The sequence below is a fragment of the Calothrix sp. FACHB-168 genome, from assembly GCF_963889195.1.
Lineage (GTDB): Bacteria > Cyanobacteriota > Cyanobacteriia > Cyanobacteriales > Nostocaceae > Aulosira > Aulosira anomala_A.
In genome coordinates, this window is sequence record NZ_CAWPNJ010000013.1 from 20,781 (window position 1) to 42,356 (window position 21,576).

A 21,576-nucleotide genomic window follows, 5' to 3' on the forward strand; every position below is an offset into this window, starting at 1 on the left:
AGTCAGCGACGGGTACGTCACCTGAAATTTATGGAAGTTGCATCAGTCTGTGTATTGGTTTGGGAAACCGAAGACTGTGTATCTGAGCTGGTGACAGGCAGATGTTTCATTTCCCAAACCTTAAGTAAAATTAAATATTCGTAGAATGCCTGTAATGTACACCAAGCCAGACCAGCCCGTCCATCTAAAAAGCCACCTAATAAAAAATACATATAAAAGAAGCGGATTAATGGTCTAGCAGGTAACCTTAAAGATAAATCTTTTAATGCACGCCGTCTTTCTACTTCTGACTTACCAAAAAACAAAGCTCGCCAATTAACAGTTCCTTGTTCTATTTGATGCAATGTTTCTGCTGCTTCATCATTAGAATAACGGTTATGTTTTTCAATCCAACGGCTCAAACCTTTGCTACAAGTGTAATGGGGATAAGTTGACTTTAAAAAGCTGGTTGCACCGTGACACACTTCTCTCTCAGTATGTCCGTAGTCTGTAAACCAAACTTGACCGTGACGAAACAGCCGCATTTGGTAACGTGGATATTGGGTACTGTAGCGAATCCAATGATTCATAAACATGACACGTTCTGCAACATAGTAGCCAATGTAATCTGACTGCTGAATTGCTTGTTCGCATTCTGCAAACAATTCTGGTGTCATCCGTTCATCAGCTTCTAAAATATAAACCCACTCATGCTTTGGGGGAATAGATTCTAGCATCCAAGTACGTTGGCGTCCGTGACTTTCAAAAGCATGTTGCACAACCCGAATCGGATAACGACTAGCTATTTCTACAGTGCGATCGCTACTGCATGAGTCTACAACAATAATGTCATCCGATAGCATCGCTGACTCTATACAAGCAGCAATATCCAATTCTTCGTTATATGTCAGTATATAAATTGAGAACATGCTAAAACTCTAAATAAAAATTCTTTGTTTAAACTAAGTATTGGTTAATTATTTGTAGCTTAAATTCAGGAATATAAAATTTAAAATTCCCAACATTATTATTACTTTATCCTGTCAACTTCAGCCTCTAAAACAGCAATTTTAAATCAGTGTAATACCAATTCTCTACAATTTACAGCATCTTCCTGTAAATAGACCACGCTGTAGGGGCACGGCATTAGTAAAATTATTGTATGTACCAAAAAATTGTCGGTACCGTGCCCCTACGATAGATGTGGTTCAAATAGGTGAAAACTGCTATAACCACTAAATTCAGTGAGATTTTGTAATTGCGAATTGGTATTAGACTTACGACTAATTTGTAATTAGGAATTACGAATTACGAATTACGAATTACAAATTACCTAACGTGGTGCAGGAGTTTTCTTCTGACCGCTTTGTAAAGCACCCATCCCTTTTAATCCTGTCCAACCAATAATTATGTAACCAATAGATAACAGTAAACTGCTAATTCCCGTTCGCAATCCTGATTTCCAAGCATTGTCTTTAGCTTGTTTTTCAGCTTCTTCTTTACGTTGGCGGACTTGGCTAATTTGTTGGGTACGTAACCCCTCAATATCTGTTTGCTTTTCAATAGCTTTGTCTAGTTCTTTAGGATCTGCTTTCGCCTTTTTCAGTACTTCTTTTATTGCTGGGGGAACTTGAGGACTAGCTAGTGCTTGCTTGTATTTTTGTTCGTCGTTGAGTATTTCAGTCAACTGTGCTTTGGTTTGATTCCTCGCCTGTTGTAATTGAGCTTTTCCCTGCTCTGTATTTAGTTGTGCTTGCAACTGTGATAATTGATTATTTAGTTGCTTTTCTGCTTGTTCTGCATCTTCATTAATTTTTGTGACTGTCTGATTTTTCGCTTGATTTACATTATTCAGATGCAGTGGGAAAATTAGCAAGAACATTAACCCTAAAATACTTGCTAGTACGAGGGACGGAAATCTTAAATCTAAATTTGGCGGGCGATCGCTATCCGCACTCTCAATCCAATGTCCAGCGAACAGTATCCCTAATCCTACCAAAGGCACAATCCCTCGATCTACAAGATTTGTTGCCAAACCGATCTGCCATGTGCGATCTGTTGGTAGAAAAGGGAACAACAGCAGTAAAAAGTCTAACAAAAAGGACAAAATTAAAACTACGCCCACTACTTTTAATGTAAGGGCAGTGCTAACAGAAGTAAAACGGTTCACCATAGTTGTTCGATCTTTTGATAAATCAGAGTGATTATCCTATATCAAGTTCCTTGAATATTGTTCCCATAACCTTACTGTTATATGGCAACAAAAGGCAGATGCAACAAAATGACAGAATAGGAAAGCTTAACGATCCATTCCGTATCAGACTGCAAAGAAAACCTTCTACCATGATTAATTGTCAGTAGCTTAGAGTTTTCCGTTTTTGAGGATGAAACTACACCACAGTAGCATCTGTCATCTTCGGTGTCCTCAGAATTTACTTAGTGTTTTAATAAACTGATAAATTAGCTAAAAACCAGATGCAAAGTCTCATTTTTACAATACTAGTATAATTAGTTACTAAAATTATCCATTTGTCTTTGAATAGTTTGTTCCCAAATTGGTAAATCTTCTGGATAGTCAACATCACTCAAAGCAGGTAGATAAATCTTAGATAAATTAAGTTTTTCAGCAATGTTAACAGTTTGTTGCAATACCTGAGATGTTCCCCAATCGATATTAGCGAATAAATTGGGTATTAGTTGACGTAAACCAATCAAGTAATAACCACCATCAATTGCCGGGCCGATAACCAGATCGTAGCTGCCGACTTGCTCAAAAGCCTTTGCTAATAGCTGAGAATTCACACCAGGACAATCTGTGCCAATAATTATGACTTGTTCCCTACCAGATTGAAAAGCATCACTAAGCGATCGCGCCATGCGATCGCCTAAATCTCCCTCCCCTTGAGGCTGGTACACCAAATCCAAACCTAACCAATCTCGCATTAATTGTAAATTTCCCCCAGCAAAGCGCACCTCGCAACATATATCCACCGTTTTTTGCAATTCTTTAACTTGAGATACCGTGTATTCAGTCATCTGCTTTTGTAAATTAGCAGCACCTAAATCACCTAAAGCAGGTATCATTCGGGTTTTCGTCTTCCCCGGTTCTGGATAGCGAGTAAAAATAATCAAATGCTGTTTTAACTTCTCTGCTGATTTCAACGCCCAACAATCCATAGTCAAAAGTCAACAGTCAACAGTCAACCGTCAACCGTCAACCGTCAACCATCAACATTATAAAATTTCTTAACCCATGCCCCATGTCCAAAACTAATAACAATACTTCCCATCTTGGGCTGTATTCTGTTCTTTACTAGTTCGCATTGCCCCTAAAATTGTTGATACAAAAACACAGCGTTTAGCTTTACCACCTTTTTTACTAGATAAAGTAATTCTCCCCAGTGGTGGTTGTTCAACAGTACCCATGTGATCGAATTGGATGCGCCTGACTCCATTTGATTGCTGTAAAGTTGTTTCTTGATCTAAACGAACAGCAGCATCTAAATCATTCCAGTTAGCATTGACAGGATTCATATTTGCTGGGTGAATAGCCCATTGAACAATACCATTACTTTCCCTAAAACTAGCTTGCCAAGTTAACTTTTGTTTTTTCGCTTCGCTTTGAGCTTGGCGCATAGCGCGGTAAACTTCATCTTGAGCCACATTCAAGCGCCGAACATTTACAAAACTCAACCAATTAGGAACTGCGATCGCGCTTAAAATACCAACTACTAAAATAACTGCCAACAGTTCCACCACTGTGAAGCCACTGTTAGAGTGATTTTTCACAATACTTTTTACCTTATTTTTATAAAAATTATTTTTATTTAAACAAATTAAATCATTTATAACTATATTCTATAGCCTGATAATCAGTTTTTACTCCTGACAATAATTTTGTTGATATAGCAGTAGGTAAAACAATAATTATCAATGTTTTTAACAATAATATAAACATAAATTTTATACGCTGTAGTCGAGAAGAATTATTAATAAAATACTTACATAAAAACAAAGCAGCAGCCATACCTTTATGTCGTTTAAATGGTTGCTGTAGAGCTTTACATGTCAAGTATTTATAAAGATTTGCACTAGCCCTATGCCAAGTTTTTTTATCAAATGTTCTGGCTTTATATGCTCTTTCTATCACTTGCAGACAGGCTTTTTCCTGACGAACAAGATTAGAAGAAACTGAATTAGCACTGACTCGATATAATATCTGTACAGAGGGTACACATACAAAATTAAACTTGTTGGCTAGTTTTAACCACATATCCCAATCCTGAGCAGCACTGAGAGATTCATCAAATCCACCTAATTCAGCGATCGCTTCTTTACAAATTAAGGGGTTAGAGCCATTTTCTAAAAAATTATTTAGTAGTAATTGCTCATACACATCTCCATTGGCTATAAAATGTCTACCAGACACCAAAAATTTACCATTGTCATCAATATAATCACTCCAACTATAAGCAACCTTGCAATCGCTATTTTGTTGTAAAGCTTGTAACTGACTTGCTAGCTTATCAGGCTTCCAAATATCATCTGCATCTAAGAAACTAACAAAATCTCCAATGGCATACTTTAATCCCCGATTGCGGCTAACATTTCCGCCAGCATTTTCAAAAGAAAATATTTTCAGTCTATAGTCCTCAATTTTAGAAATAATCTCTAAAGTTGAATCTTGTGAACCATCGTTAATTATAATTAATTCAAAATTAGTAAAAGTTTGGTTTAAAACTGATGCGATTGTAGCTTGAATAGTTTTTTGACAATTATAAGCTGGTATGATTACAGAAATGCTGGGATTGTTTTGGCTGCCACAAGACATGATTAATTAAAAATATAGTTTTTGCCAAATTATTATGAAAAGATATTCAAATTTTTCATATAATAAAAAGGACTAATCATACTACCTAAATAAAATTCAAATTCAAAAAGTGCAATTATATCAGTTTTTAAAGAATTCTTATATTTAATAAGATGTTTTACAAGCCGATATAAATTACCTAAAAAAGTCATAAAAAATATTATTGGTTTCTGCCAGCTTTTAGTGTTAATCGTGCGTAAATAAAAAATACACAAGCCACAACCGCGAGCTAAAGTTAATAAGTAAGTTTTTTCCAAGCGCCAATGTGGTATTTGATGATAAGTATGCATAGTTGGGTTATACCAAATTTCCCAACCAGCACTGTGAATATATAGCAATGGTTCATAATCATCACCTTGCACAAATACACCAGGTAATTTTCCTGACAGAATGGGTATTGTAGGAACATGATCGCACCATACTTGTTTGCGAACAACTAGCGCTGCACCAGGGGGAAGTCTTAAATTCTTTGCTTCAAATAAATGTGGTTGATTACCATGTTCTCTGATAGCGAGAAAACCTTGAATTCTTTCAAAATTTTTAGGTGGGCTAACCTCATAGCTACCATGAATTTGACCACTCCAAACACCAGCTTGGGGATGTTCAATTCCAAAATTATAAGCAGCTATTAGCCAATCAAGTGCAGGTAAATTATCATCATCTAAAAATGCAATTACCTCACCTCTTGCTTCCTGTGCTGCCCTAATGCGAGCGAAAGCTGCTCCTTGTTTTGTTTCTAAGAAATACCTTAAAGGACAAATGCTATTACAGATTTTTTGATAATTCTGAATGACAATATTTGTGCGATCAGAACTATTATTATCAACAATAATAATTTCCCAGTTTAAGTTTTCTAATCCGGTTTGTGCTAAAAGTAAATCTAAAAGTTTAGGTAAGCGTTCCGCGCCATTATATGTAGGAATTGCTACGGTAATATCTAGTTTTTGAGTGAGTATATCAGTCATGGCAAGTAATTCTATATCTATTTGTTATTTTTTGGTCAAATATCCTTGTTTCCAAAGATAAAAGGGACTTATTAAACTACTGATAAATAATTCCATTTCACAAGCTGCAACTAGATCGAGTTTGACACTTCTACCATATTTAATTAAATGCCAAATAATTTTTCGTAAATCGTTTATGATATAAACTAAAAATGCTAAGGGTCTATAGTAAGTTTTTATGGGTATCATCCTGGTAACATAACGGCTGAGTCCAATACCTCTAAAAAAAGGAATTAAATACTCTCTTTGTAAGCGCCAACTAGGAATTTTGTGAGAAATTTCCATTTCTGGGTTATACCAAATCTCCCAACCAGATTTTTGCATGTGAGACAACATTTCTAAATCTTCACTAGTCAGCGTATTATTAGAGATTCTACCAGTTAAAATCATCTGATTTGGTATTGTTTCTAACCAGGCTTGTCGGCGGATAACTAATCCCGCAGATGGTGGAAGTAATTTTTTATGAGGGTCATAAATTAAAGGTAAATTCCCTCTTTCTGTAATTGCTAAAAAGGGAGCAATTCGCTGAAAATCTTGGGGCGGTTCTACTTCCCAATCTGGATGAATTTGACTTCCATAAGCCCCTGCTTTAGGATACTTTTGACCAAAAGCATAAGCAACTGCTACCCAATTAGATACTGGATAATTATCATCATCAAGAAACCCGATGAATTTACCTTTAGCTTCCTCAACAGTACGTTTTCTTGCATAACCTGCACCCTGCTTGGCTTCAAAGCAATACTTTAAAGGGTAGGGACATTTCCAAGCAGCTTGATAGTTTTTAATAAGAACTGCTGTATTATCAGTACTGTTATTATCTACAACAATAATTTCCCAAGAAAATGTTTCGGTGTAGAGTTGATTACGTAATCGTTCTAATAGTTCTGGTAAACGACTTTCACCGTTATAAGTGGGGATAGCTACAGTAAAGTCTAAACTCTCGCTCATCAGTAATTTCCAAGTAAAAACTTAAAATACTACCGTGATATTAGTAGTAAGTACTGTATACATATACAGTAGAATTTGGAATTTAAGCTGACCTTTTAGCTTAAATTTAGCGATTGCACCCTATTTTAATACGGCGTATCTATAGAACTTATATTTGATTTTTGAACAAATTATACAAATTTAAAAAAAAATGCGACAGATGGTATGGGCATGGCAATATCATGCCCTATAGAATATATTGATATGCCGCAAACACTATTTAAATTAGTATTATTAGGGTGAGCAATGCTCATTCTACAGATACTCAAAGCAATAGATATGCATAATTGGTCTCTAGCTATCTATAGATAGAAAGTCAACTATGCATTTGTTATTTCTATTCTGCTCTGGATATGTTATTTTTAGTTCAGTATTTCTAAGGGTTTTTCATATAAATTTGCTGGATTGATTCAATTGCATCCAGTATTTTTGGCGGTGCGTACACCACCAATAAGGGTTTGCAGAATTACGCATCGCTTTAAATTACCTGCTGTTGTTGGGCTTCCTGGTCTTGGTAAAGCAACTACAATTTTTAAACCCGGTGGTTCTGTTTGTCCTGTTGGTATTGGGCCAAAGTTTGCATTCGGCAAACTTCCCATATAATCATAAGTAATAGTAACAGGTGTATTTATATTATATGATACACTGCCACCAGTGGTAGTATTTACCGCAGTTAAATTTGTACCAATTATTACCTGACCTTGTTTGACGCCTACATCTTTACCAAAACTCTGCCAGTTACTTGGTGTAGTACCAGAATAAATGGCAATTTCTGGCAGGTTATTGTTAGTTCTAAAGCTGACACTATAATTACGTTTATTCCTTTTTGCTTGTCGCTGTGCTTCTTGCAAGGTTGCAACAAGATTATCGCTAGCTTTATTTAGTCGTTGTCTATTCAAAAAAGCCAGCCAATTAGGAGCAATAATTGCGGATAAAACTCCTACTATTAATATTACTACTAAGACTTCTAGTATGGTAAAGCCAGCATCTTGCTTGATTGGAAATATATAGTTGGCAACCTCTTTTTTAGTACTTCCGGTTGATAAATTCTCAGGTAAATTGTTCATAATAACCTGTCATTAATAAATTATCGTAATTTCAAAGATATAAGACCTTTAATTCTTATCGTAAAACATTTTGTTAGGGTGAAAAATCCAATTATAAATGTTTTAAAGTGTGATTATTTAATGTTTTAAAAATTACTTTGTAAATACAAATCCTCGTCCTTGTACCCTGATGTTTATACTAGGAAAATAATTTTTTTGACTATCTCTATAACTGATATTTGTTGTTCGTAAGCGAGCCAGTGCGTTGCCTCTTAAAAATACTTGGGCTGTTGTATTTACCCTATCTATACAGGCATAAAAGCCTGTCATATTTCCTGTATCTCTAGTGTTGAAACTTGTGGGCGTTACTTTTGAATAACCAGTAGGGCAGGTTGCAGATGGTGCGCCTGTAGTAGTTTGATCTATGTAGTCTACAAGTACTAAAGGCGCATCTGGCGTGACAGTTGTAGTTGTAGTTGATGTGTTTCCACCTGTAGTTGTAGTTGTTGTATAGGAGCTGAGTCTTGTCCAGCTATTCATCTTTTGTTCTAGAGTGCCGACTCCATCAAAGTTAAATGAAGAGTAACCGGAACTAGGGCAATAACCACTAACAAACTTGCCAGTATATCCATTACAAGTAACAGCGCTAGTACTGCTACTTGAGACACCATCCCTGATTTGCCATCTCGCAATACGCGCAGCATTAGACCATCTGCTGTCAGTGTCTTTAATTAGATAATAAGCAACTAATGAGTAGACAAAAGTGTCATCTTTATTACTATCTGCTGCTGTAATTGCCTGTCCAATAAACTCTCGTTTCCAAAAAACAAGTACAGGAACTCTATCTGTAGCAGTTGGGCTAGGTAGCTGGTTTTTGATAGCATCAATGCCTGTAGCATCGTAGATATATACTGCTTGTTGCAAATCGCGAGCGATGTAATCAAGTGCTGTTTGAATTTCTTGTTCGGAATTAGCTTTTGCTTGCTCTTGGCGATCTGTGTTCAAAATGTTAACCATAAATCCGAGCAGAGGTGTGATTACCAGCACAGCTAGAATCATGGCTACCAGCAGTTCAAGAAGGGTAAAACCGCTCTGTGACAACAACTTAGAGCGTTTAATTTGGATACCAAGCAGAAATTGAATTGGATTCATGCTGAATATTTTTATTCCCAAAGTTAATGCTTAGTTACATGTAGTATTTGAGGTTGTACTATCTGTGACTTTGAGGCGGTTACACCACTCATTAAATGAAGTTGATTGAGGTGGGATCACCGTTGTCATTTCTACTAATGGCGCTTTGCGATCGCCTATTCCAGCGGTGAAAGTTGCTTGTTTTCTACCTGCTACTAAGTCACCACCAGAGTTAAAACCATCTGCTCTGTAAACTCTTATACCTAATTGATAACCAACAGAGGCATCAGTGGAAGCCTTGTTATATCGAAATGCTTGGATTACCAAGTCTTTACTATTGGTAAAGTTACATATAGCATCACCGTTACCATCTATACAGTACAAAGTGGTGGCAGGGGTAGCGGGAGCAGTACAGTATGCATTGGCATTACAGGTTAAACTGCCTGCTGTTGGAGTAGGAAAGTCTTTTAATTCTATGTTCGTACCAGTAGCGGCTGGTATAGGAATAGCTCCTGTTCTCACACCATCAATATAGGATCTTGCCGCTAGAGTTCCTAGTTCTATGCGTCTTGCTTGGACGCGAGATGCTGTAGCCAAGACAATAACAGGTGCGATCGCAGTCAGTAAAACAGTCACAACCAGCATCGCTATTAACGATTCAATAATGGTAAAACCAGACTCACTAGGACAAGGTATTTTTAACTGTTGTTTGTGCTTCATTATTTTTATTCACCAATTTCTAAGATGTGGAGATTAGTGGTTTATTTCATTAAATTTGAGGAATAAATATTTTTGTAGTAAGAACTAAATTCCTGATTTTTTAAGTATTTAAGTTCTTACTACAAACTCCACAATTAGGCTGGATTATTAACTACAATTAGGACGCTGATCTGCATCCACAGCCAGAGAATCATCTGGTTTTTTGGCACATAAAAGAGTCCTTACCCAAGCATCATCTCGACTCACTTCTCGGTAGTATTCATCGGGTAAATCGTCAGGTATTCTGACTAATTTTTGAGCAAACCTATCTGGTGACTGAGATAGTAAGGCCACATCATAACCCCATTGCCTTGTTGGCGGAAAATAGAAGGGTAGTCTACCACTAGCATTACCAGTTGGATAGGTGAGGGAGGAGTTTGATAAAACCACCATAAGTGGAGCAGTTGCATATTCACTGCGCTTTAATTGGATGAAGGAGCCACTAACTTTAGCTTTAATAGCATCGCTAGAACTTCCTGTTGGGTTCCAATTTTCTAGGAAACGCGGGAAGTTATGTAAACCACCATTATCTTCATTAGGACGAGCTGGGGTATCTCCAGCAGCAATAATCAAATTGAAAGTAGTTTGTGTTGCTACTGGCAACCAGTTTCCGTGTGAACCAACATTAATGATATTAGGATTGGGAGTAGGGTTACTATCGGTAGTAAAAGGTTCGTCAACTTGTAAAATTGGTCGTTGCCAATTTCCATTGCTATCAGGGCGTAACCAAGGTATGTATATTGTTTGGCCACCACTTGTTGCTAATGCTGGTTGTGTAGCACCGTTAAAATCAAATGCTTCTATTTTCTTCGGATTTCCATCTTTTACTCCGTAAATCTGAAGGGGACTAACTAGGGCACCACTTGTAAGATCCCGTTTAAAAGCAAGTCTTTTTGGGTAGGCGGGGTTGGCCCACTTGCCCTCAGGAGGAGTACCTATCGCTCCTGTTTTGATAGATGTGATTGTACTGCCCTCAACATTACGTCCACCGTTGTTCCATGAACTTTGACCTTGACCAGCATAAGTTTCTGGATCAGTATTGGTGTTGGTCATGATCCAGTATTTAGGATCGCTACACAGGGAGACATTTGTTTGCGGACAAATTTCATAGGCGTATTGTCTAGCTGGTCTCCATTTCATTACTGGTGTGATGAAGTTATTGAGATAGGAACTAGCCTGAAAACCAGTAGCAACAGTATCAAGGTCTTGGGGCATACCATCGCTGCCATACCATCTAAACTGTGGGACAAAATTGTTAATGGTAGAGAAATAAGTAGAGAAGTTACTGGAAAAAAATGATGGAATAGTACTAGTAACAACCTTCCAGTCATAGTCTCCTTCGTTGCGGAAACCTTCTCTAAAGTTATTGGAAAGTAGGGTAACAGCATCTGCTAACACAGCAGCAGACCGCCATTCATCACCAGTAGTACAGTTAGGTAGCCTGGGGTCGTTAGGACGACAGGCAAATTGGGGGTTAAGTGTAGAGCGATTATAAAAAGCGAACTTACCACCTGCACTTGCTGTCCAGTCATCGTTGAGCAATTGAGTAAATTCTTCTTGAGTATGTAGGTTAAAGTCACCTTTGACATACACAGGCAAGTTAGAGGCTAAAATCAATCCTTTTTCTACGTCGCGGTAAGTATTTGTCGTGCTACGGAAGAGTCTGGAACCATTGACCAACATAATGCCGTTAGGACGGCGAGTGGGGTCAAGTTTAAAGTCAACTGGGCTTTCTAGTTTGGCTGATGCTGAAGTACCTGCACTTTGATCTGCCAGTGCATCATCGCGAGTGGCATAGATAATACCGCTGTTTGGTAGCAAATATTCCTGTGGACTGCTTGTTGTTGCTGTGCCAATTGTTTTTTGTCGCAGCTGATTCAGATCCAATACAGTGGTGCGGATTTCTAAGGGCTGTCTGTCTTTTTTAGGACGATCGTAATTTCCTGTAAGAGTGTTACCGTTATCTATTGCTTGAATCTGTCTGGCATCTAAAAAGGCATTTTCCCTAATAGCACCGTGAGGAATAGCTGTTGCATCCGGTGTCTTTGTGGCCATAATTTCTATGGCGCAAAGTGCAGAGTCAATAGCAGAGAGATCGGCAAGAGTACGATTTGCCGCAGTTTTAGCTAAAGCATTTTTGAGTGGTTCATTGATCCAACGTCCATTAGGGTAGGTCAATAGTGCTTGGTAGTTGAGTAAATTCTCATAAGTAGCGAGGCTTGTGGAAGCGGGAGGTCCATAAACTATACCGTTGTTAGATTTCCCTCCAGTAGCATTATTCCAAGGTAATGTGGAAATATTCTTAGCGGTTGTGCTGTTAGTTGGGTCGTAGAAGCTACTTACACAAGCGATTGGTGTGGGGCTGGTTTCGTTATAGCTAGCACCTTTGTAGTGATAAACTGCTGTCGCCCGCATCCTGAGATATGGAGTATTGGCAGGTGGTTGGGGCACATTATATTCAATATTCAGACCGTAAATTTCAAAGGGTTTAATAGCAGCTGGTACTGTGTCATACTTAGCTGGCATTAAATCGGGCCAGGCTTGTGTGCTGTATGAAGTGAAGGTAGTTGTAGAAGTATCAGCACCATCTGGCAAATAAATACCTGCACCTGTGACTACTCGTAAACCACCAACAGGATCTTGGGCGGTAGCGGGTATTTTAGCTGCGGCTAGTTCCCATTCTCCGTCTCTGCTGATATCCCCTAAATCAGCCATTTGCTGAATTCGGCTGCGGCGAGTGCGAACGTTATTGGCACTAGTATCGGTGGTGCTGGCGTTATCAGGATTATCCCAGTAATTAGTAGTAATGGTTTGGGTGTCTTCCGCATTTGGCCCAACAAACCGACCTTTTGCACTATCCCACCATAGTTCAGGGAGATTATTACCAAGGGTAACGCGATCGCCTACAAAGGTTTCATTACCTTGCTTTTCTTTTTCTAGCTTTGTTGGCTCTGTCGCTGAAGGTAATATTCTATTAGTAACGCTACTAGGCTTATTTATCTCTAAGTTGGCATAACCAGTCTTAGTTGTGCCATTACTAGGATCAAAAGGAAAAACCCATGCATTTATTGGACGTAATGTATCACCACTACCATCTAATGGACTAGTTGTAGCGTAATTGGTACCGCTTCCTACTTGTAAAGGGTTGGTTGAATTTGCCGGGACTTCTGCATAAGGTACTCGGCGGGTACGTCGTTTAAAATATAGTTCTAAGCGTTCCCGACGGGTTTTTGTTGTCGGGCCATTTTGCACTTCTTGGGGGTCGGTACTACCAGTACTATCGGCAGCTATCTGAGCGTCAACTAAGCGATTTATACGTTTGGCGTAAGCGAAACTATTGTATGCAATATCCGCTGACCATGAATTTTTAACAGATTTATTCTCTTTAAGATTACCTGCGGTATTTGGATTAACTCCATCACCACGGTATAAATGCACCATAGTTGCGTTGGCTAAATCAGCATCAGTATTAGTGAAAGTGCCTGCTGCGACATTACCAGCAACAATTATTTTGGCATTATCGGCTTCATAATAACAGGAATAGGGGCTACTGATTTGATAAAGCGTTACTTCTTGAAAACCGCTACCTGTCAGCAGGTTACTGTTAGTCACAATCCGCCCATTTAGATTGAGTCTTGGGCCTGGAGTGATTTCTAAATCGTCTTCATAAACTACCGCATTATTAACTAGCGGTAGTTGTACACGCTCTTGTTGATATTCTATTGCCGAAAAGCCTTTATTACCTTTGTGACGCTCATATCCCGATGGGAGAGTACCAGTGTTTGTAATCGGAACATTGGCAGTGTAAGCAAAAAAGGCTTTTTTCAGCTTACCGCCTATCTTAAACCAGCCCGAATTACCCACCAAAGTTGCGCTAGTACCATTAGTATCTTTACAAGCGTCACCAGCGCCACCATTGACCATCGGTGGAGTTCTAGCTTCTAGGGGATTTCTGGCACGAGTATATGCACCACCGCTAACAGGAGGGTTTTTAAAGTAAATTCCATAAAGTGTGTAGCTATCAAATAGACCGTTATTATCGGTATCTACTGGGTACATCCATGCGGAGCGTATATTGTCACTACCACTAGTTAATTTGAGTTGAGTTTCATCACCTAAGGTATATTCAGTAAGCTTGGTAGTATCGTTAAATATACTGTCTAAAGCTGCATCTGTAGGCGTTGCTCGTGGCAGTGTCGGATCTGATAACAGCTTATTTAATTTAGCTTTCGCCCGATCTATTGCGGGGGCTGCAGCATTCAGAACTGCCTCATTGACGCGCACATTGCTAGCATTTTTGGAGCGCTCAAAAGACCGAAATAAAATGGCGGTAGTTAGTAGTACAACTACCAGTGCAACCATTGCCACTGTTGGCAAGACAAAACCTGCATTGGTTGCTCTATCTCTTCTTTTGTGGGTTTGAAAAATAGTTCTCAGTAGCCAAATAATTAGTTTTTTAAATGCAGTCAAATACTGTCTGCCAATTTGTTTGAATAATTTTTTAGCTGTCTTGACTAGATGGCGTTTTTGAGACATAGTTGCTTTCCTGTCAAGGATTTTATTAATTTTGGAAAAATTGTGTTTTTTTTGTTTTGTATTTTTGTCTGTTTTTCTTGTTTAAATATACTCACACAGCCAATGATATTCTTTTTGTTTATCTGGTTATTAAAAACTTTGATGAAGTCTAAAACGCAGATACACGCAAAGAGAATTTCTTCGATTTATATCATGGGCTGTGTTTTCAGTTTTATTCGGAAATTACTGATTTTTACAAAATGATTTATTTCATTACTGTTGATGGGTGCTAAGACCGTAAATTTACGCTGAATTTGCAGAATTTTTATTTATCTGCTAGCAACTTCATAAAGATGTTGTAAGCAGAGTAAGCTTATATTACCCATTTGATAAAGGAAATATATCAAGCAGCCTGTAAATCATGTTAAGTAATATAAAACCTCCCCAAGTGGAGAGGTGGTAAGGTTAATGAGTATTTTTAAATTTAAGTTAAACTCAGGAATTAAGATTCTAATTTTGTCATGCTTTTAACGGCTCATCGCTCAGAGCTTTTTAAAGCTGATACTCATACAAATAATGTTGGCGAGCGCTCAATTAGGCGTCAGGACACAACAATGTTGTACATCTAACGTCTTTCGCCTTTTTGTTGTAATTGGTATTGCTGGAGGCGATCGCTCTCACCGCTTCCCGGAACTAACTAATCATTGACAATAATCTAGTAACTGTCAGGTATCCATTCCCAGTCTGGGACTGGGAACGAGAGTATCTCTCACAGCTGTATGTAAAAGAAATTTTGCGCTAAGTTTACACCGATGGTATTGCTACGCGCCTACGAAAAATCTATATGTATCAAGATTTTCGTGAATTGCGATCGCCAGGGGAAATGTTTGATATTTTCCCCCGAACCTCCCCATGAGAAAAAATCTCTGTGGCAACAGTACTGAGGAGGTAATGAGAGGATAAAATATGTAGCGGTTTTGCGGGAAATCGCGATTAGTAATGATTGAGGTTAATTCCAGCTTCTTTAGCCATTGCTTCTATACCTTTAATTTCTAAGGTTTTAATTGCTTTGGTAGATAGCTTGAGTTTAACCCAGCGATTTCCACTTGGCCACCAAACGCGCTTGATTTGCAAGTTAGCTTGCTGAAGGCGTTTAGTACGGCGGTGGGAGTGGGAAATTGCAAAGGCGTTATTTGCCTTTTTACCTGTTAGTTCGCAGCGACGAGACATAGCCTGTTTCTCCAGATTGCTATTTCAATACAACCTTTCTATTCTAAGAGGTTTGTGATGAAGATTTGGATCGGGAACTAGGAAAATAGATGAAATATCCCAATTATCAGGTTACCAAAAACCTGGGTCTAAAGCCCCGTCCTTAGAGGACGGCTTTTGGTATAATTGAATTGTCTCCAGGTTGAAACACCACTAGGACGTGCCCGACAAATATGGCTCGGCAAAAGGAGTTATGCTACGGTATGCCACACGACTGCTTAGGAAATAGAAAAGACAAGCGCACCGATAACGCTATAAACAGGGCAATAAGTCTTCAGCAAGACTGAATGAACGATAGTTTAAGCATTTGGAGTAATCCACGTACCGTAGGGCATACGGGAACGTACCCACCAAATGGGTAAACGCTTGGGGAGTAGTCCACCAAAAGGGCGACTAGATAACAAGTGATATTCTAGTAGGCTCGGACTAGATATAATCGTGTAAGACCTCAGTAGGGAGCAATCCTAAAAGGGCAGTGATTAGCCCAAGAATCACCGCACTTATAGGGCGGTGAGTGTCAACAGGATTGTCATCTTTCAGGACGGGGAAACCCCGCCCCGATAATTTGCGATGATTGATGCTACAGCATATTTGAGGTAAATGAGGTACGCGCTTCGGGGCATGGCAGTGCCAATGCCCCTACAATCAATGATTATCTGTACCTCACCAACTTATAATTCGCTGTAAGAGATTTACTTACTTACTTGTTCTGTGAGCTTAGTAAGTACTTCGTTTGACCGTTCGACAAAGGATTTCATCCCTTCAGCGTCAAATCCTTTTTGTGACATGAGGGCTAAATCGTAGACATGTTGGCAAATCATGTTCGCTAGTTGGGCGCTGGGAGATAAGCCCTCACCTTGAATAATGCTACCTTGACTGAGATTAGCCAAATTTTGAATTAGGGGGTGTGCGGTATTTACCAACAAAATATGATCTTCGGGGAATTCTGTAGTTTGCTGCTGCATCATGGCGTTCATTTCCCGCAAACGACGCAGAATTTCTGGTAGCAATACCACTGCTGGTGGAGTTCCTTGGGGATTATCCGATTTTAAAGCTTCGGTACGAATATTTACTTTGGGTTTGTTGAGAGCTTTCTCAAATAATTCTTTGATGACTTCACTCTTGGTTTTATTGGTTGTCGGATCTACGATTTCCCCAGATTTATCTTGATCCAACAGGGTATTGTCCAAGTCGGAATCTACACGGGTAAATTTAACATCGTTATATTCCCGTTCCAAGAAGTTGATGAAATGGGTATCGATAAAGGAGTCCATAAATAGGACTTCTAAGCCTTGATTTTTATGTAATTCTACGTAGGTAGCTTGGGTGGCTTCATCGGTACAGTAGAATACTTTGTTTTCGTGGCGTTCTTTGTTACGTTCTAAGTATTCTTTGAGGGTGGTGTAAGGTGTGCTGGTAGCTAAATTATCGGTGCTGGATGCAGATGGAGTCACATCTTGCCAAACATCGCCTTCAGCAGATTGAACTTCCACTGCTGGAGTATCCGCAGCTTTTTCAGCAACTTTTGCGGTAGTGCGGAAAACGATGATGTCTTCAACTTGTTTTTTAAACTTGTCATCGTTGAGTACGCCAAATTTAACAAAAGTGCCTAAGTCTTTCCAAGCACTGATGTATTGTTCGCGGTTGTCGCGGTAAAGTTCTTTGAGGCGATCGCCTACTTTTTTGGCTATATAGTCACCGATTTTGCGGACAGTGCGATCGCCTTGCAATGCACTCCGCGATACGTTTAGGGGAATATCGGTACTATCAATTACCCCCCGCATGGGCATTAGGAACTGTGGGATAATTTCTTCACAGTTGTCACTGACAAACACTTGGTTACAAAATAGCTTAATCTGACCTTTTGTGACATCAACATCCGGCCTCATTTTGGGAAAATACAAAATCCCATTAATAATGAAGGGATAGTCAGTATTTAGATGTACCCAAAGTAATGGTTCTTCTTGAAATGGATAGAGATAGCGATAGAACTCTAAATAATCTTCTTTGCTGAGGTTATTTGGAGATTCCCGCCAAGGTGCTTTTTGTCTATTTAAGACTTCACCATCCAGTTTGATGGGTACTGGCATGAAGTCGCAATAAGTCTTAACAAGATTTTTGATTCGTGATGATTCTAAATACTCTTCTTCTTCTGCTTGCAGGGTGAGGGTAATGGTAGTACCACGAGTTGTGCGGGATGATTCATCTAAGGTGAACTCTGGGGAACCATCACAACTCCAGTGTACGGCTTGCGCCCCTTCTTGGTAGGAGAGGGTATCGATTTCGACTTTTTGCGCCACCATGAAGGAGGAGTAAAAACCTAGACCGAAGTGACCGATGATCGGTTGGTCTGATTTTCCTTCATATTTGTGAATAAATTCTTCCGCACTAGAGAAAGCAACCTGATTGATATATTTTTTTACTTCCTCTGCGGTCATGCCGATACCATTATCGGAGATAGAGAGAGTTTTGTTGTTTTTGTCTATGGCTATTTCAATTTCTGGTTCGCCAATCTCTCCCGCATAGTCTCCGGCGCGGGATACCATTTTTAGCTTTTGGATGGCATCTACAGCGTTCGATACCAGTTCCCGCAAAAAGATTTGATGGTCAGAGTAAAGAGACTTCTTGATAATCGGGAATATATTCTCAGTATGGATACTGATGGTTCCTTGTTCTAGCATGTTTGGTAATCTTCAATGCAAGGATTTAAATGATGAATATAGCAAATACACCTCACCCCTCGGCTTAGAGGATAAATCCAGAGAATTTCCGAGGGTATGACACCAATTAGGATTTTAAAGGTATAAGTTAGCGATCGCTTGCAGTGTAAAGGATTGTTTGCCGTCTATTACTGATTCGGATTTCCCTACTCTACCAGTAAAAAATTTTTTTTCAAGATGAACAAAGGTGAAACGCCCTATAATATAAGGTAAATTCTAGATTTTCTATTGCTTTAAACCTCAAAATTTTTAAGATATTCAGATTATCTATTATTCTTTGTTGTCATGTACGTAGAGTAGCAGGTGCTCACAGGAACCTGGATATTATGAACACCTTCTACCAATAGATATATTGATTGTTACAGGAATCAAGGCGTATAGCTATGGGCAACCAGTTTAAAAAACCTCAGAACTAATAATTTCTGAGGCTGTGATAAAATGCGGAGGTAATTGTTTGGCATTAAGCCAGTATTGATGTTCAAAAATGCTCAATCATAATTTTCTTAATACTAAAAACCAATGATAAGGATTCATTGGATCTATAAACTCACTTTCTATTCTTAATCCTGCTGAATTAATATTATCTCTAATAGTTTTTCTGGAGTATCCTTTTAATCCAGCCTCCCAATAATGCTGATTTGATATTGGTATGTTACTCCAAAATTTAGGTATTTTTAATGATAAATGCCTGGCTCTTTCTAAGAAGGTAAATTTTATTTTCACAGAAAGTCCTAAAGTGTTATAAGGCAATGAAATTATGATATATTTACTATTTAAGGAAAGGTTTCTTAAAATTATTGGAAATTGAGAAAATTCCATGTGTTCCAGTACTTGAAAAGCTGTAATAACATCAAAATCATCTAAAATAAAATCAGAATTTATATCTAAAATTAAATCTGGATTTAGATTAGTATCAATATCAGCAGTTGTAATTTTATAGCCATGAGTCTTTAATAATGTTGCTAATATAGAATTAAAAATTCCTATTTCTAAAACTTTATCACCAGGCTTTGCGTAAATTGTAGTTAACCTGAGTTGATGACTATAACTGATAAATCTATCAGATGAGAGGTAGTCATTAATGTTGAGACCTAATTGTGTGATCATAACTTTTCCTCTTTAATATACAAAAATTATCATCTTGGTAACTTAGTACTAAGTTGAGATGATGCCAACCCAGTTTCTAAAACGTAAATTTCAAAATAGTATTTAGAAATCAAGAGTTACAAATAGGAACTTCTCAATTACGTGCCGAAGGTAAATAGGTATGATTAACATCATCTCGATTGTGGTTTCAATGCCAACCAGATTAGTATTCCCGCAATCAAGGATTGAATTACTAATTTGTGTAAATTAAAAAGGGAAATAGAAGTGCCAAGCTGTACTTTAGCGATCTAACTTTGAGAATGGGGCACAAAAAATTAGGACTTACGCAGTGTCAGATATTTTTCATGCTTTTTGTCAATGGTCAATAGTCCATAGTCCAAAAACCTGAATTTTGACCATTGACTTTTGACTTTTGACCACCCTTGTGAGGGTTTTTGTGTTCGGTGCGTAAGTCCTAAAAATAAGGAAATCTCTGAAGAGTTCCTTATTTTCAGAATTGCAGCTATAAATTGCGATATATTCACGTAAATATCCAGAGAATCCCCCCAGCTAGCAAGACACAGACAATTCCCGCTACACCAGCGAGAGGTTTTTTGTTTTTACCCGTAAACCATTCGGATACTTTACCTGTGTAGGTAATTAGTTCTGCTGTGTCTAAAGTAGCGATCGCCCATACCCAACCAGCATGTAATCCCCAAGCTATACCTAAATTACCGCTATCAACTAACCTCGCCAATACCAACACCATCCCCATTAGCCACAATCCAGGGAGTTGGGGAATGGTTTCTTTTTGTTCCCAAACTAAATGCAGCAGGGCAAAAATGACGCTAGAAATGACTGCTGCTAACCAAATTGGGTATTGTTGAGTTAACTCTGTGATTAAGAAACCGCGAAAAATTAATTCTTCGATAGCACCTACTAATAAAGCTATCAAGGGAATTGGTAGTAAGTTGGCTAGTACTAACTTATTATTTTCTGTTTGCCATTGGCACCAACCTAGCAAGAATTGTCCAGCAAAGACAATAGCTAGGCTAATTACTCCCAAGCCAAAGCCAAAAAGTAAAGAAGTGAAAAGGGAAAGATTAACAACCAAGCCATAATTAGCGAAAGATCCTCCAGCGAGAGAATTCATCCCCCATAAAATCAATGGTGCTAATAAATACAGGGGTATTAATAAGGGTAGCTTTTGTTCGGGTTGTAAACTTTTACCAGGTTGCCATTTAAGTGCGATCGCTATTACTACTGCTATTGGTAACCAACACAATACCCACAAGCTAAAAAAAGCCATCACAACAACTAATACTGGTGCATCTTTGAGAAATACCAGTAGATTGTCGGCTGATGGCTGTAACAATGTAATAAAAATAGGTACAAAAAACACGACTAACTTCTTGCAACAATAGATTTCTTGATTTTAATCAAGACTCTAATAAAATTAGTCACTTATGCAAGAGGTATAATCGTATTTTTTCAGATACGACAAGTTTTCCAACGACAGTTGTTAGTTTGTTTTGTTGCTAGAGATAAGTTATTCAGCATTAGCTTTAACCTATCCCTATCATCAAAACAACTTAATCTTCGTCGTCTTCTAAATCTTCTTCATCTAGATCTTCAGCATCTAAATCTGCTGAGGTTAATTTTTTGTCACTTTCACCAAGTTGAATCAAGTGAATGTGCTTGTATCCTAAGCGGATTTCAAATTCATCACCTGGCTTTAAGCCCATTGCTTTGGTGTATGTAGCACCAATGACAATTTGACCATTTTGATGAACGCTAACTCGATATGTCGGTTCGCGACCCCGGCCATCTTTGGGTGCTTCTGGGCTGAGAGGAATTCCTCTAGCAGATAGCAAAGCGTCATAAAAATCGGTGAGATTAACACGAACTTGATTATTCTTAGTGACCGTGTAATAGCCGCACTGCTTTGCTCGTTCTCGACGTGGTAAATTGGAAAGCTCTTTTACTTTAGCAAGCAATGCTTTTCCGGTTAATGGTGCGGTTGCAGTTTCAGTCATTATGCTCAAAATTTCCTTAATTTCTCCAAACTAACAAAAGGTATCTTCTGCCAGAATTTAGCCTTTCAGCATCTGCACAGAGCCAATCTGGTCATGACATCTTTGGGTAAATTCCTGCTGCTATGAGTAAGCCCAAGCACCTCTTTTATGGTTGCCCATAAATAGATTAGATTA

The 21,576-nt window shown here is 38.4% G+C and carries 17 protein-coding genes; 1 reads left to right on the forward strand and 16 read right to left on the reverse strand.

Going from position 1 to position 21,576, the window contains the following annotated elements:
• Positions 1-17 precede the first annotated feature (17 nt).
• From AACW45_RS06585 to hpsA, 11 genes are all read right to left on the reverse strand, one after another.
• The gene (locus AACW45_RS06585) at positions 18-908 is read right to left on the reverse strand and encodes a glycosyltransferase family 2 protein (protein ID WP_190632274.1); all 891 of its coding nucleotides are present in this window, start codon (positions 906-908) and stop codon (positions 18-20) included.
• A 404-nt stretch (positions 909-1,312) separates the two neighbouring features.
• On the reverse strand, positions 1,313-2,152 hold the full coding sequence (hpsJ-B, locus tag AACW45_RS06590; RefSeq protein WP_190632276.1) for a hormogonium polysaccharide biosynthesis protein HpsJ: 840 nt from the start codon (positions 2,150-2,152) through the stop codon (positions 1,313-1,315).
• Between the two features lie 335 nt (positions 2,153-2,487).
• A complete protein-coding gene (locus tag AACW45_RS06595) occupies positions 2,488-3,156 on the reverse strand; it encodes a TIGR04282 family arsenosugar biosynthesis glycosyltransferase (protein WP_190632399.1) in 669 nt (222 codons plus the stop codon).
• Positions 3,157-3,249: 93 nt separating this feature from the next.
• Positions 3,250-3,768 (reverse strand): GspH/FimT family pseudopilin, encoded by a 519-nt coding sequence (locus AACW45_RS06600; RefSeq protein WP_190632278.1) that lies wholly within the window; start codon positions 3,766-3,768, stop codon positions 3,250-3,252.
• A gap of 52 nt (positions 3,769-3,820) precedes the next feature.
• A complete protein-coding gene (locus AACW45_RS06605; protein ID WP_190632281.1) occupies positions 3,821-4,810 on the reverse strand; it encodes a glycosyltransferase in 990 nt (329 codons plus the stop codon).
• Between the two features lie 32 nt (positions 4,811-4,842).
• Positions 4,843-5,814, reverse strand: coding sequence for a hormogonium polysaccharide biosynthesis glycosyltransferase HpsE (hpsE, locus tag AACW45_RS06610; RefSeq protein WP_190632283.1), 972 nt, complete (start codon positions 5,812-5,814; stop codon positions 4,843-4,845).
• 24 nt (positions 5,815-5,838) lie between these two features.
• Complete coding sequence (gene hpsE, locus AACW45_RS06615; RefSeq protein ID WP_190632284.1) at positions 5,839-6,801, reverse strand: hormogonium polysaccharide biosynthesis glycosyltransferase HpsE; 963 nt, start codon at positions 6,799-6,801, stop codon at positions 5,839-5,841.
• A gap of 449 nt (positions 6,802-7,250) precedes the next feature.
• On the reverse strand, positions 7,251-7,907 hold the full coding sequence (locus AACW45_RS06620) for a pilus assembly FimT family protein (RefSeq protein WP_190632287.1): 657 nt from the start codon (positions 7,905-7,907) through the stop codon (positions 7,251-7,253).
• 132 nt (positions 7,908-8,039) lie between these two features.
• Complete coding sequence (hpsC, locus tag AACW45_RS06625; RefSeq protein WP_190632289.1) at positions 8,040-9,038, reverse strand: hormogonium polysaccharide secretion pseudopilin HpsC; 999 nt, start codon at positions 9,036-9,038, stop codon at positions 8,040-8,042.
• A gap of 30 nt (positions 9,039-9,068) precedes the next feature.
• Positions 9,069-9,737 (reverse strand): hormogonium polysaccharide secretion pseudopilin HpsB, encoded by a 669-nt coding sequence (hpsB, locus tag AACW45_RS06630; RefSeq protein ID WP_190632291.1) that lies wholly within the window; start codon positions 9,735-9,737, stop codon positions 9,069-9,071.
• A gap of 147 nt (positions 9,738-9,884) precedes the next feature.
• The gene (gene hpsA, locus AACW45_RS06635) at positions 9,885-14,312 is read right to left on the reverse strand and encodes a hormogonium polysaccharide biosynthesis protein HpsA (RefSeq protein WP_190632293.1); all 4,428 of its coding nucleotides are present in this window, start codon (positions 14,310-14,312) and stop codon (positions 9,885-9,887) included.
• Between the two features lie 555 nt (positions 14,313-14,867).
• Between hpsA and AACW45_RS06640 the strand changes: the two genes are divergently transcribed.
• A complete protein-coding gene (locus AACW45_RS06640; protein ID WP_277880323.1) occupies positions 14,868-14,999 on the forward strand; it encodes a hypothetical protein in 132 nt (43 codons plus the stop codon).
• Positions 15,000-15,284: 285 nt separating this feature from the next.
• On the opposite strand, the gene rpmB is transcribed toward AACW45_RS06640, so the two are convergent.
• From rpmB to AACW45_RS06665, 5 genes are all read right to left on the reverse strand, one after another.
• Positions 15,285-15,521: a 50S ribosomal protein L28 gene (rpmB, locus tag AACW45_RS06645; RefSeq protein ID WP_096644563.1), complete on the reverse strand. Its 237-nt coding sequence runs from the start codon at positions 15,519-15,521 to the stop codon at positions 15,285-15,287.
• A 731-nt stretch (positions 15,522-16,252) separates the two neighbouring features.
• On the reverse strand, positions 16,253-18,241 hold the full coding sequence (gene htpG / locus AACW45_RS06650; protein ID WP_190632295.1) for a molecular chaperone HtpG: 1,989 nt from the start codon (positions 18,239-18,241) through the stop codon (positions 16,253-16,255).
• A 531-nt stretch (positions 18,242-18,772) separates the two neighbouring features.
• Positions 18,773-19,387: a methyltransferase domain-containing protein gene (locus tag AACW45_RS06655; RefSeq protein ID WP_190632297.1), complete on the reverse strand. Its 615-nt coding sequence runs from the start codon at positions 19,385-19,387 to the stop codon at positions 18,773-18,775.
• A gap of 520 nt (positions 19,388-19,907) precedes the next feature.
• Positions 19,908-20,768, reverse strand: a complete 861-nt coding sequence (locus AACW45_RS06660) for a CPBP family intramembrane glutamic endopeptidase (RefSeq protein ID WP_190632299.1) — start codon at positions 20,766-20,768, stop codon at positions 19,908-19,910.
• Positions 20,769-20,958: 190 nt separating this feature from the next.
• Positions 20,959-21,402 (reverse strand): AbrB family transcriptional regulator, encoded by a 444-nt coding sequence (locus AACW45_RS06665; protein WP_190632301.1) that lies wholly within the window; start codon positions 21,400-21,402, stop codon positions 20,959-20,961.
• Positions 21,403-21,576: the final 174 nt, after the last annotated feature.